This window comes from endosymbiont of Acanthamoeba sp. UWC8, from assembly GCF_000730245.1.
GTDB lineage: Bacteria > Pseudomonadota > Alphaproteobacteria > Rickettsiales > Midichloriaceae > Jidaibacter.
The window spans coordinates 641,920-655,142 of the sequence record NZ_CP004403.1; the positions used below are offsets into that span (position 1 = coordinate 641,920).

The 13,223-nt window shown below is 35.4% G+C and carries 14 protein-coding genes and 1 tRNA gene; 4 read left to right on the top strand and 11 right to left on the bottom strand.

Annotation, left to right across the window (positions count from 1 at the left end; genetic code table 11):
* From sdhD to I862_RS03140, 5 genes are all read right to left on the bottom strand, one after another.
* Nucleotides 1-393, bottom strand: a complete 393-nt coding sequence (gene sdhD / locus I862_RS03120; protein ID WP_038541205.1) for a succinate dehydrogenase, hydrophobic membrane anchor protein — start codon at nt 391-393, stop codon at nt 1-3.
* 2 nt (nt 394-395) lie between these two features.
* The gene (gene sdhC, locus I862_RS03125) at nt 396-791 is read right to left on the bottom strand and encodes a succinate dehydrogenase, cytochrome b556 subunit (RefSeq protein WP_038541208.1); all 396 of its coding nucleotides are present in this window, start codon (nt 789-791) and stop codon (nt 396-398) included.
* Nucleotides 792-948: 157 nt separating this feature from the next.
* Complete coding sequence (locus I862_RS03130) at nt 949-1,248, bottom strand: hypothetical protein (RefSeq protein WP_038538885.1); 300 nt, start codon at nt 1,246-1,248, stop codon at nt 949-951.
* A gap of 283 nt (nt 1,249-1,531) precedes the next feature.
* A complete protein-coding gene (locus I862_RS03135; protein ID WP_038538888.1) occupies nt 1,532-2,785 on the bottom strand; it encodes a porin in 1,254 nt (417 codons plus the stop codon).
* 228 nt (nt 2,786-3,013) lie between these two features.
* The gene (locus tag I862_RS03140; RefSeq protein ID WP_038538891.1) at nt 3,014-4,279 is read right to left on the bottom strand and encodes a porin; all 1,266 of its coding nucleotides are present in this window, start codon (nt 4,277-4,279) and stop codon (nt 3,014-3,016) included.
* Nucleotides 4,280-4,427: 148 nt separating this feature from the next.
* Between I862_RS03140 and dusB the strand changes: the two genes are divergently transcribed.
* Nucleotides 4,428-5,405: a tRNA dihydrouridine synthase DusB gene (gene dusB / locus I862_RS03145; protein WP_038538894.1), complete on the top strand. Its 978-nt coding sequence runs from the start codon at nt 4,428-4,430 to the stop codon at nt 5,403-5,405.
* A 33-nt stretch (nt 5,406-5,438) separates the two neighbouring features.
* On the opposite strand, the gene I862_RS03150 is transcribed toward dusB, so the two are convergent.
* The gene (locus tag I862_RS03150; RefSeq protein WP_038538897.1) at nt 5,439-6,716 is read right to left on the bottom strand and encodes a DNA recombination protein RmuC; all 1,278 of its coding nucleotides are present in this window, start codon (nt 6,714-6,716) and stop codon (nt 5,439-5,441) included.
* A 6-nt stretch (nt 6,717-6,722) separates the two neighbouring features.
* Nucleotides 6,723-8,024: a hypothetical protein gene (locus tag I862_RS03155; protein ID WP_038538900.1), complete on the bottom strand. Its 1,302-nt coding sequence runs from the start codon at nt 8,022-8,024 to the stop codon at nt 6,723-6,725.
* A gap of 372 nt (nt 8,025-8,396) precedes the next feature.
* Here I862_RS03155 and I862_RS03160 point away from each other — a divergent pair, with 372 nt between their 5' ends.
* On the top strand, nt 8,397-8,768 hold the full coding sequence (locus tag I862_RS03160) for an ElaB/YgaM/YqjD family protein (protein ID WP_038538902.1): 372 nt from the start codon (nt 8,397-8,399) through the stop codon (nt 8,766-8,768).
* A 10-nt stretch (nt 8,769-8,778) separates the two neighbouring features.
* Nucleotides 8,779-9,132, top strand: coding sequence for a hypothetical protein (locus tag I862_RS03165; protein WP_038538904.1), 354 nt, complete (start codon nt 8,779-8,781; stop codon nt 9,130-9,132).
* Nucleotides 9,133-9,253: 121 nt separating this feature from the next.
* Here the strand turns inward: I862_RS03165 and I862_RS03170 are convergent, their stop codons facing one another.
* Both I862_RS03170 and I862_RS03175 read right to left on the bottom strand, forming a co-directional pair.
* Nucleotides 9,254-10,801 (bottom strand): hypothetical protein, encoded by a 1,548-nt coding sequence (locus tag I862_RS03170; RefSeq protein WP_038538906.1) that lies wholly within the window; start codon nt 10,799-10,801, stop codon nt 9,254-9,256.
* A 104-nt stretch (nt 10,802-10,905) separates the two neighbouring features.
* Nucleotides 10,906-10,991 (bottom strand) — tRNA-Leu (locus I862_RS03175).
* A gap of 106 nt (nt 10,992-11,097) precedes the next feature.
* Here I862_RS03175 and ruvA point away from each other — a divergent pair.
* Nucleotides 11,098-11,718, top strand: a complete 621-nt coding sequence (gene ruvA, locus I862_RS03180; protein ID WP_038538908.1) for a Holliday junction branch migration protein RuvA — start codon at nt 11,098-11,100, stop codon at nt 11,716-11,718.
* A gap of 202 nt (nt 11,719-11,920) precedes the next feature.
* On the opposite strand, the gene I862_RS03185 is transcribed toward ruvA, so the two are convergent.
* Both I862_RS03185 and I862_RS03190 read right to left on the bottom strand, forming a co-directional pair.
* Nucleotides 11,921-12,553 (bottom strand): hypothetical protein, encoded by a 633-nt coding sequence (locus tag I862_RS03185; RefSeq protein WP_038538910.1) that lies wholly within the window; start codon nt 12,551-12,553, stop codon nt 11,921-11,923.
* Between the two features lie 181 nt (nt 12,554-12,734).
* Entirely contained in the window at nt 12,735-13,199 is a 465-nt protein-coding gene (locus I862_RS03190; protein ID WP_038538912.1) for a hypothetical protein, read from the bottom strand.
* Nucleotides 13,200-13,223 lie beyond the last annotated feature (24 nt).

Below are 13,223 nucleotides of genomic sequence, written 5' to 3' on the forward strand. Positions count from 1 at the left end.
TCACCCGACGATTCTAAACACAATATGCATGCTGAACAATGAAATAATCCCGCATGTTAAAGTCACTATTGAAACAAAATACAATATTATAAGCGACCAGATTTTAATATATTTACGATGTACGTAATCTTCTATTATCACCCTCATCCCGATCATACCGTGATAAATGGAAACACATATAAATAAAATTATAAAAGTCATATTTATCGGCGAAATGATATATTGAGGTATCATCTCTTTAGGGCTTCTTAAAATCAGTATTACTGAAATTACAAACCATATACAAAGCGGAACCAAAGCGATTGCGGTAAATCTTTGATGAATCATATGTGCAGTTCCGTTTCTTGCGGAACCTAAGCCCTTAGCTTTACTTAATGGTGAATTATAATCCATATTTATACTCCCATCCTTAAAGCTATTATCCATGAAACTACAGCTAGAATTAAGGAAATTACGATCGAAAGCCAACCGCTTTTATTCATAGCCTCTATCGAGAAACCCATACCGAAATCCCAAAATAGGTGTCTAATACCTGTACAGGTATGAAAAAAAAGCGAGTAGCTCCAGAGCATTAAAAATGCTTTTCCCGCTGGATGCGCAAAAAATTTCCATATAATACAGTTTTCCGGATCTTGCATATACGGCAAATAGATAATCCACCAGATGATGCCAATTAAACCGATAAACAAAGCCACACCAGAGACGCGATGAAAAATGGATAAGACTGAGCTTATTTGGGGCTTATATATCCCTAAATGCGGGGATAGCGGCCGTACTTTTATATGTTGCATATTCAATAAATATTCTACTAAATATTTATATGTTAGTATTTTATTGCTGATATGCAAGCGATAATTTCCTCTCACAATAGAAAAAGGTCTTAAGCTTACAACTACTTAAGACCTTTTTAGTAAATTTTACTTACTTTAAAATATGAAAATATGCTATTTAAACCGCTTCACAATTTGAGCCGGCACTAACAAACTCATCAATCGCTTCACTTGACTCAGAATCAATATACGGAACTTCACCGCTCACGACTTTACTACTTAGCTCATGAAGCATAGCACCCTTAGCAATCGATGCTGAAAAATCCAACTCATTGCCGCTTACTTCAACTTCACCGGCCGTTTCTGCCGTACCCATACCTTCATATAAAGGTTTTTCAATTTTAACTTCTCCCGAGCTTATCTTTTGATTCAACTCATCGATCATTTTAGCATAGTTAACTTTGCTTATCGAGTCCATAATCGCCTCCCTCTCAGTTAATAACATAAGAATAATTTATAATAATTATCTTTTATAATAAATTAGCCCCTTATTTATTAATTAAATAGCAATTTTAGATGTTTTTCAATCTATTAAGATAATATAAATTAAAATAATTCAGTTGATTTTAATAAAAATTAGGTTTTATAGGCATTTAAATTTTTAATTTTTTATATATCAATAACTAAGTTATTAAAAAATAAAAAAAGCAGAGCTTTTACACTCTGCTTTTTTAATCTTAAAGCTTTTTAAGCAACAAGTATTAGAACTGGAGTTTAGATCCAAGTAAGAATACTGTACCTTTGTTGCTCGCATAAGTAGTAGCACCATCAAATGTATTGTCTTTGCTCTTGAAGCAAGTAACTTCAGCATAAGGCATTAGGCCTGGAGCTAATTTATAATCAAGCCCTAAAGAAAGCATCTCGAGCTTGTTTCTCTTAGCATTTTCCTGAACACCGGTTTGTGTGTTAGCATAAGTTAAGCTTACACCAGCTGGGCCAAACTCATAACCTGCACCTAAAGTCCAATACTTAGTACCTTTAGCGCTAGTATCTTTACGAACTGTAGATTTACCCCAATCACCATAAGAACCACCAAGGTTAACACCCATGAAGTTTAAATTTAAGCCTGCATTCCAAGCTTTTAAGCTTCTATAAGTTTTGTTTAGTGCGCCAGCAGTATTAACTTTCTTAGAATCTCCTGCTTGGCCGGTAAGAGCTGCTTTAACACCGACTTGGTCAAACATGTATTCATATTTTAAACCAGCTTCAAATACGTTTTTGAATGCTTGCCTACTAGCTACAGAAGTTGTTACGCCTCTAGCTTCAGCCACAGTTCCATAAGATTGAACATCAGGCGTATAAGAAAGACCGATCATAAAACCAGAAAAGCTTGGAGTATAGTAAGAAACTTTACCTGCATTAACTCCTTTACTTCCGACCTGCCCTAAGTTATTAGTAGGAAGGTTTGGGCTTACAAGGAATAAATCTTTAAAATTATTTCCATCAGCAGCTTTTGAATTCCACCAATATTTTGCATCACCGATTATCCCACCGGTTGCTCTTGCAAAAGTAGAAGCATCAACATGCATTGCGTGGCTCGCACCATGAGTATTACCCATTTCGATATGACCGAATGCACCTTCAACATAAGCCATAGTTTGCTCAGCTCTTCTGTTGCTATCACCAGTATCAGCAAAAAAATCTTCTTTAGCTTTAGAAGTATCTGCATTAAGCTTAACCATACCACCATATTTTAGGCCTGATTCAGCTTCACCATCAATCTTAACCCATAACTTGGTATCATTAACAAGTGAGTGATTGTTAAGTTTAGAAGTTGTTGTATCGCTTGGATTAGAATGCCTAAAAGCTTTCTTCTGTTGAACATATCCGAGTTGAGTATCAAGCGAACCGCCGAGTGTTACTTGCGGGCCAGAAACCTCAGATGAATCACCGGCATTAGCAGTAGCTGCGAAGCTTGCTACAAGTGCAGATGTTAATAATACTTTTTTAATCATCGTTTTCCCTTTTTTAGGTTTATTATTAAAAAGCCAATTGGCTCGTTTATAGATCTTAATTAAGCATAAGTTACCCTAAGCCCTCAACATTTACTTTTTGATTTCTATTTTTTATGAAGAAAAAGTTGCGATTCAGCAACAGGGGTTCTTGCTAAAAAGCACCTTATATAATAACAAAAAGCGGCACTTAAGTACCGCTTTTCATTTTATATTAGTAATGAGTCTTATTTAGAAAGAAACCTTCACACCGGCTAAGTAAACCTGGCCTTTGTTATCTTTAACGGTTCCCGCTCTGTCATGCTTAAAGTGGGTTGCTTCAGCATAAGGCATAAGCCCTTGAGCAAGTTTATATTCCACGCCTAAAGAAACGACTTTTAATTTGTTGTATTCGGAAGCAGGGTTATCGACGAATGCGTCGGCAGTTCGATTCCAAGATACGGTTGCACCTCGCTTACTTTCATAATAAGTTACGCTTGCTCCGAATTTATCGGTTTCATATGCAGCTCCCACGTTCCATAGCGAAGCACCGTATTTTTGCCCTGCAACTTTAGCTGTGGTCGCTCCGGTTTTGCCCCAATCAATATATGAACCTGCAACTGAGAAACCTTGATATTTAATAAGCGCTCCTACTTCCCATGCATTTAACTTCTTTCTACCTTTTTCTACGCCTTCAACTATATATTTTTTTGCTTTCCCGTGTTGGAATAATAAAGAAGTATTAAATTCAAACTCATCGAATGATTGTTCATACTGAAGTGCAAGTTCCACTATATTAGTATAACCTAACCCTCTGTCATTTTTCCTGGTATGCATTTTTGCATTCGCAATCGTTCCTTTCGCTTCAGAATCCGGAGCGTAGCTTACACCGGCTTTAAACCCGTTAAATGAAGGAGTATAATAAGAAATTTTATTAGCCTTCGATGTGATTTCAGTACCGACTGCCAAATAAGGATCGGAAACAAAAATATCCTCATAGCTTTCAAATTCCCGCTTGGCAGGATTAGGATTAGCTTCTCGTTGCGAAGTATTTTGATGTATCCAAAATTTATAATCTCCATCGATACCGCCAGTCGCTTTAGCAATGCTTACCGCAGAAACTTTCATTTTATCGGTTGCACCGCCATGGCTTCCCGCTTCAATTCTTCCAAAGCCGGATTCCACATAAGTCATTACGCTGTCGGCAATATCTTTCGATCCGTTTTTAGCTCTTGAGGTATCCGCGTAAAGCTTAATTGCGCCGCCGTATTTCAATCCGTTATAATCACCGTCAACTTCGATTTTAATTTTTGTATCATTAACAATTGCAGAAGAATTAAGTTTGCCGCTATCTGCTCTTGTAGGCGTTTTATATCTGAAAGCTTCTTTCTGCTGAACGTATCCTGCTTGAGTATTAAGGCTACCGCCTAATTTTAATTTTATTCCTTCAAAATTATCTCCCGCTAAAGCCGTTAAGGGAAATAATCCAAGGATAGTTGCCGTTATAAATTTATTCATTTTACTTGCTCCGCAATATGTTTTGCTGTATTTTGGGCGATATTATAAATCGAGATATGATTTACAAGCTTAAAACCCATACTTTTATTTATTTTTAAATAATAAGTAGCAATTATATCACAAATATCTTTTCAATAACGTTACATATATGACATTTAGCATTGAAAATTATAAAATTAGCTCCCCTGTTATTCTTGCCCCAATGTCGGGGGTCACTGATAAGCCTTTTCGCAAGATGGTAAGAAAGTTCGGTGCACCATTACTAGTGACCGAGATGGTCGCAAGTCGCGCGATGATCGTGCAAACCCGTCAATCCATGCAAAAGTGTGAGCTTGATCAGGAGGGAGGCTTAACTTCCGTACAGTTAGCTGGCTGTGAACCTGATATCATGGCTGAAGCTGCCAGGTTAAATGAAGATATGGGAGCAAAGATTATTGATATTAACTTCGGTTGCCCTGCTAAAAAGGTAGTTAACAGCTACTCAGGTTCTGCTCTTATGCGAGATGAAGATAAAGCTTTTAAAATTTTAGAAGCGACTGTTAAAGCGGTGAAGATCCCGGTTACCCTTAAAATGCGAATGGGTTGGGACGACAATAGCCTTAATGCTCCGAAACTTGCAAAAATGGCAGAGGATGTCGGGATAAAAATGATAACCGTTCACGGGCGCACCCGCTGCCAATTTTATTCCGGCTCGGCAGATTGGGAATTTATCAAAAAAGTTAAAGAAAGCGTTAATATTCCGGTAATTACCAACGGTGATATAAAAACTTTTGCCGATGCGGATCAGGCGTTAGAAAAATCAAAAGCCGATGGTATAATGATCGGGCGTGGTGTTTATGGGAAACCGTGGCTTATAAACCAATTAGCTCATTATTTATTGACAGGTGAAAAACTACCTGATCCTTCTATTGCAGTTAAGCTTGAAACCTTGTTGGAACATTATGAAGAGATATTGTTATATTACGGAACGCAAGCAGGGATGATGATGGCAAGGAAGCATATCAGCTGGTATAGCTCAAGCCTACATGGCTCAGCTGAATTCAGATCATCTATTAACCGCTCTTCGGATCATAACCAGGTCACTCAGCTGATCAAAGAATTCTTTGGTAGATTTGAAGGTCAGTAATAACTAATTACTCAGCTTATTAAAAAAATTAAATTATATTATCGGCGGTTCTACCAGGTCTTGAAGCTCACCGGAGTTATCATTCTCCGATAAACTTTCTACATTTTTAAGTTTGCGCTGAATTGACCGGGTTCTGACCTCGGCATCCCCTATCACTTTACTTGCCTGATCTAATTTTAACTTAGTTTTGTTAAGTATATCGGAAAATTTGTAGAACTCATTCTTAACTGCACTTAAAACTTTCCAAACTTCACTGGAGCGCTTTTCGATTACCAAAGTTTTGAAGCCCATTTGCAGACTGTTTAATATAGCGCTTAATGTAGTCGGACTGGTAATAATTATTCTATATTCTCTTTGCAGAAATTCAATCAAACCCGTTCTTCTGATTGCCTCGGCATAAAGGGTTTCCACAGGCAAAAACATAATGGCGAAATCAGTAGTATGAGGAGGCTGAATATATTTTTCGGATATTAGTTTAGCACAAGATTTTATACTGCTTTCAAGCAATTTTGAATATTGCTCTACTTCCTCTAAATTTCCTTTCTCCTGAGCTTCAAGTAACCTATGAAAATCCTCAATAGGGAATTTAGAGTCAATCGGCAGCCATACCGTTTTCTCAAGCTCTTTTCCGGGTAATTTAACTGCGAACTCAACTCTATTACTCTTCTCAGGAATCACTAATACATTTTTTTCATATTGTTCATTAGTAAGCATTTGTGTGATCAGGGAATCAAGCTGAACTTCTCCCCAAATACCGCGCACTTTTATATTAGTTAAAACTTTCTTTAAATCACCCACACCGCTTGCTAAAGTCTGCATTTCTCCTAAGCCTTTATGCACCACTTCCAGCCTTTCACTCACCATCTTAAATGATTCGCTCAATCTGGTTTCCAAAGTAGTGTGAAGCTTCTCTTCCACGGTTTCACGCATTTTTTCCAGTTTCAAGCTATTGTCGGTTTGAAGTTTATGTAAACTTTCCGATAAATCTTTTCTAATATTATCAAATTTAATTTCGTTAAGCTTGGTGAGGTCGGAAATTTGCTTACCGAACAATTCCAATTGATTCTTTTGCATTTGCCCCATACTTTGCAGGCTGTCTCTCATCGAGTTATTAGTATGAGTTAAGTGTTTAAAGCTATCTTCTCTGGCTTGCTTGGAATTAACTTCAATTATTTCCGATAATCTTGTAAGACTAAACTTAAGCTCCCTGATTAAATCACAGGATGTTTGATGCTTAATAAGAAGCACAGCTATAGTTATAGCCATGCCTATTGAAATCCCAAGCAACGCATATATTAGATATAAAGGCATATAAAATTATTTTTCCTTAGTAGGATTCATTATTTCTTCCGAACTGATAGAGTTATCTTCCACTATTTCATCGGGAGCTTTAAAAGCTCTAAGCCCCGGAAGATTAGCAAAGAAAATGGCTTGAATCTGCTTAATCACCAGCATTATCGGCTTACCTGAAATTGTGGCCGCATCAGGTGTTCTGATTATCTCTAAAATAATATCATTCTTATTTTCCACCTCACCGACGGAAAGTCTCTTTAACATCCCGGCAAAAGTGTGAACCTGCTCCTCATTTACCTTTTTTATCGGCATTAAACGCTGATTGCTTGAAACCTGATCAATATAATTATTGATTTCCGAAGCATAGATTTCCAACATTTTTTCATATCCTCTTAAATAAACTTTAAAGTTAAATAAAGGAAAAGAATCACTTGAAATTTTCTCATACCCTCCTTGAATAGTTATTCCGAAAGGCTGGGTACTGATTTCAGCTTTTTTAAACTCAATTTTTTGAGTATTAACAGCAGGTTTAGAAACAGGCGATGATTTATTTTTCTTCTCACTTTCTTCAGAATGGTGCTTTAATTCATTAATTAACAAATCAAGCTCTAAGCTTATATCACCTAACTCAACTTGGCTTAAATGCCTGGATTGCATCTTAGCGTCTTTAGCAGCATAGTTAGGATTATATTTCAAATTCGGCATAGTAAATTTTATACCCGATGAAATACTATTATTCTCATTTTTGTTGACTATCCAAAAACTAAAGCAATCTCCGCTGAATAATAACTGATTTTCATTGGTTTTATCATATGCTTCAAACTTATCATTATAATAAAGCATTTCTTGTATGTGATTATTAAACTTGGAAGTATCCGTCTCATCTTTAAGCTTTGCAAGAGATCCGTTCAGCTTTAAACTTAAAAAAGGTCGTTTATTACCTTCAAAATCTTTAAACTTAATTAATAATTCCTGCTTATGACTTATGGAGTTAGCTACCGAGTGCAATTGACTTGGAAAAATTATTTTTACTCGATTACGGATCGGGTTACTTCTTAAGTCGATTCTTTCCATATTTTTAATATTATAATACTTACCTGAACCGTATTTTATTGAAGGGCTTTCAATTACCGCTTTTACATCCCAAGCTAGAAAATTAGTAAATTTGATGTCTTTATACTTAAATTCCACTCCCTTTAAAACAAGCTGCTTGGTCATAGTTTCTACTGATTTTGTTATAGTGCGGGTGTGTGCAAACCAGAAACCGAAGTTAGCTATTAAAAGTATTATAACTATTACAATGATCGAAGTAAAAAATTTACGCATGGATAAAACTTAAGTTAAAAAATATTTATAAAGATATTGTTAGCGTACTCTTAATTTGTCAATCGGGAAGTTAAAACAACTCAATATAATTGAAGCAAGAGACCCATAAACTATACTACCGTTTTTTCCGGACATAAAAGTAATATGTTAATATGTTGTTACCTTATATAGCTTCTCTGCTTGCTAGGACGGTAAATATTAACAATTATAACATTTGTAATAAAAAACTAATAAAAAAATTGTAAAAGGTAAATTTGTGTGCTAGGTATCTAACTATCATGTAAATTTTTACAAATGATATCTAGGTCATTAAACGATTTTTACTAACTACTATTGTTTTAAATACAATAATAAATTATAGGAGATAAGTTTATGAAACAGACTGAAAACTTAAAGAACGACTACCAATCCATCAAAAAAGATCTAGCCGATACAACAAAAAAAGCCGGCGCTGCTGCTGAAGATAAATACAATGAATATAAAGAAAAAGGCAAAGAGGTCGCGGAAAATATCGGAAACAAATACACCGAGCTTAAAGAGAGAGGTAAAGAAATGGCGGAAAATATTGAAGATAGAGCTTATGAAATGGGCGCAAAAGCCAAAGATATGATGAACGATGCCGAAGACAAACTTAAAAAAGGTGTTTCTTGCCTGGAAGATCAAGTTAGAGCGCATCCTATGGTATCAGTCACAGCTGCAATGCTTGTCGGTGCAATGCTAGCTAAGCTTTTTTCAAAAAAATAAGAGTAGGCATATGCTTAAATATATGGTTTTAGAATATCTTAAAAACAGAATAGTAAGCCCGCAGCAAAATAGTAATTTTTCTATGTGCGTTATAATGCTTATGTTATTAGGATTTATCAGCTTAATAGTAGCTGAGTGTTATCTATCTTATTATATATATAAGTATGCGATAACCTTACTTCATTATTCCGAGCTGAAAGCTTCCGCGATAACCGCAGGTATGTTTTTGCTGCAAGCTGTTATTCTCATTTACATAGGTTACTTAAAATTTAATAAGCCTATGAAAAAAAATTGGGTACCCGAAGAAAAGGATAAAGTTAAAAACATAACTTCAGCCTTTATTCAAGGCTTCCAATCAAGATAACGTTCCAGTAAAAAAGTGTTAAGTTTGTTTAAAAGGGCTTTTTTAATAAGAGCCCTTTTTTATTGTGTAAGTTTTTTTGTTTAAAAATATGTTGCATGGTTATCTGCTAATGCAGGAAACGTTATTGAATGATCTCGTTTTCACCCGGTGATGCGATGAACTCGTTATAAGATAATTCTTCTAAGCCGAATTGCTCCTTATTAGCATCTAAATATTTTGAGACTTCAGGTGAAATATTTGTTTTCCAAAAAGATATCATATCCGCAAAATAGTAATCGATCAGCTCCTCATTAACGCCTCTGGTAAATAGCTCAGGTACTCTTACTATCAGTTCTGCTTCATATTCATGAGAGCCCCTATAGATAAAATCGAAAATCCTTTCAGTAAGCTCCATATCCCCAAGTTTTAGAATTAAAGAATTAATTTCATCTTGGTAATTATGACATACACTGTTTATAATTTTAATTATTTCATTGGACTGCTCTTTACCGGTCATCCGGTAGATATTTTCCAGTTCTTCTTCAGATTTATCACTAAATCTTTTAATAAACTCCTTTACTTGATTGCTTAATTGAAAGTCATCAATTTCACCTGAATTAATTTGATCATAAGCTTTTTTAAAAGGGAATAAACTTAGTAAGGATTTATTCTTGATTAAATCAATAAGCTCACGGTTTGAACAGCTTGAAAGAGCGGGATTTCCTTCATTTAAGCCTAACACTTCAGCCAGTTTTTCCAAAGTACCGCGCTCGGCTTTCAGGTATAATTCCTGCATAAAATAATCATTTTTGCCGAAAGGTTTACTATCGTTTGAAAAAAGCATATAAAACATGCTGTGCGCCGCTTCATGAACTATACCTGCGCGCGTAATTTCCGAACTCTCACTTGGCAACACCATAAAAACTTCTCCGTCCGGAAAAGATACTGCTATATCATCACTTTTTTTTACTTCGCTTGAGACATAAATAGTGAATCCCGGTTTATAGTCAGCGGTAAGTATATTAAATATATCCTGATGCATAAATGTAGCACTAAGAACGCTTTCATGATTATAAGCGTTAAACAATATTTCTTTATCATATCCGGCTTCAGCTTTAGTTTTGGTTAATAATATATGCGGTAGAGAATACGGAAATTCATTTTCGTCTAATAGATATACCATATCTTTTAAGTTTGGGAGCTTTTCAAAAAAACGAGCTTTTTCAGCTTCTCCCGAGCTAATTATATTATTATAATTTTCTACCGCCATTTCTAATATTGCATTAATATCTTCAAAAGTATTTTTCATCTTTTTTTGCAATGCTTCCGGCTGATCCAGACAAAACACAACATTTTTTATATCCCCTTTTACTTCATTCCTTTTAGTAGTTAATTGAGCGTGCGCTTCGGATGCACACATCTTTCCCCCGTCCTTTAACACCATCATTGCTCGATCAACCGATGCTTTTGCATTGTTAAATCCGGCCTCTCTCAAACGTTCAATTAAATTTTCATATTTCCCCTCTTCCTGTAACTCGCCCGGCTCTACGCCAATGAAGCCGACATCAATTTTTACTTTTTCAAAGGCTGCCGGAAGTTTATTATATATAGCTAATGTTTCACTTTCAGGATCTTGTTCAATTGGAAGCAAGAAAGTTAAAGTGGTATTTTTAAACGGAGTATTAAGCATATTAATGCACCTAAATTAATAATATATATAAAAACAATTATAATTTAGAGAATTAATTAAATAAATAAAACTTTTATGAATAAATATGAATAATAAAGAAAAAATGGTACCCGCAGCCGGACTTGAACCGGCAAGGGATCGCTCCCCACGGATTTTAAGTCCGTTATGTCTACCATTCCATCATGCGGGCACAATATGAAACTGCATTATGCCTATTGTTACAAATAATTCAACAACTTTTATTGCAGTAAATCATTTTTTATGGCTCTATATAAAAAACTTATGTGAATTTATATATGATAGGTAAACTTACCGGGGTTATTGACTCAATAGAAGATGATCATTTAATACTCGACGTAAGCGGTGTCGGCTACTTAGTTTACTGCGCAGGTAGCACCTTGGCATCCCTTAACATAAACCAAAACTTAGCTATTCTTATTGAAATGATAGTAAAGGAAGATCAGCTTACTTTATACGGTTTCACCGATAGTTCTCAGAAGAAATGGTTTAAATTGCTACAAACCGTGCAAGGTGTAGGGGCTAGGATGGCACTTTCCATATTAGGTATTTTAACCCCCGATCAACTGATCGGCGCAATTTTAGCTCAGGACTATAATAGCTTTAAGCAGGTATCAGGGATTGGAGCCAAACTCGCCTCCCGAATCGTTAATGAGCTGCAAAACAAAGAAGGCATAACTTCGTTATCCGGCGGCTTAACCGGGGGTTCACCAAACAAATCCTCCATCTCCGCCTCACAATCGCAAAATATAGTCGGTGATGCGCTTTCCGCCCTATCAAATTTAGGGTTTAATCGTAGCGAAGCTTATAAGGCACTTACCGAAATTTATAATCAAAATAATGAAATAACTTTAGAGCAACTGATTAAACAAGGCTTGTCAACATTAGGCAGGAGATAGTAAGGAAGTTCAAGAGGCTAAAGTTATGAAGACAAAGTAACTATAGAATTACTTTAAAGAAAGTCGTTTTAAGAAATTAATATGTCCTTAACAGTAAAGCATTCCTCGAGGGTGAGGCAAGCTAGGATGATGATTAACATTTAAATTATACAGTGAAGTTAATGCCTTTTCATCATCCCGCTCATACCTGATTATTTAAGGTTTACAGCTCAGTATGCCCTTCAATATGTTGAGGCAATACGAACATATCTTGGGTTAAATCACCACTATATCCGTAAAGCGCAACGGTACATTCCGCCGAATCACCTGCAATGTGAAAAGCTTTAGAAGGCTGCTCATTCATAGTAATATCAAAGATATTTACATTATTAAAGGCTTTGCCGTAAAGTTTAAAAAGATCAATTTGATCACCTTCTTTAGGGTTAAAATCTCTTATAATGATTTTACAACCCGGTATTTCTTTGCCGTATTGGTTAATTGACTTCCCTATGGAAGTTTCTTTGCCGGAATCAAGAATGCTTGGACGAACTTGTACTTTATCGATAATACCGTTTATACATTGAATCTCACCGCTGTTATAAACTTCATGAACCTTAACGGGATTATTACACTCAATAAGCCCCTTCTCTTTAAAAGCATTAAGGCAATATTCCAATAAAGACCCCCCATCATACATCTCAATCCCGGTTATTACCGTCGGAGAATTAACTTCAACCCCGGTATTAGCGTCACAAAGCTCAATACCGTTTTCTTTTACAACCACATCAAAGCACTTCTCAGCTCTTTCATCTTTATCGCTTACTAGGTTTTTTAATACTTGTTTTAATTTAGGCATAGAAAACTCCTACATTAATAATTCAATAATCATATTCACCTTCATACTTTCACTTATATATGTCAATACTTTCTTCTTTATTATCACAATAAATAAAATATTAACAAATATATTAAGGAATTAATATAAAGCGAAACTTTATAAATAAACTTATAAAGGCTTGATCAATATTATTTTAATTTTATCTACCCCTGCCCTGGTCTTTACCTTGCGAAGCGGATTGGGCTTTTATTAAGTTAGTCCAAAACCCGTTATTAGGCGCATTATTTTGAAATTGCAGCCTTGCCATAATATAACTCATTTTTTGACCCATGATAAATCTTGACCAGAATCCTTTAGGCTCGGCAAGGCCAACAATCTTAACGTCTTCAAACTGTTTATCCAGGCCTTTAGGATTATATATGCTAACCGCCGACTCCATCTCTTCCTGCTTTAGCTTCTCTGCAAGTTTATTACGTGCCAGCGGTTCATTATGCGGCCTGAGTGCTTTAGGATCACTTTTACGAAAGGGCGATTCATTAACAATTTCTTCAACTAATTTATTTACCTTTTTTTGGTCGGATTTAGATATAAGAATGCTTATTACTATTATTAAAAGCAATATTAATATGCTTGCCGCAATTATTATATAAATTAAATTTTGCATAAGGAATTTTTTAGCTATTATATA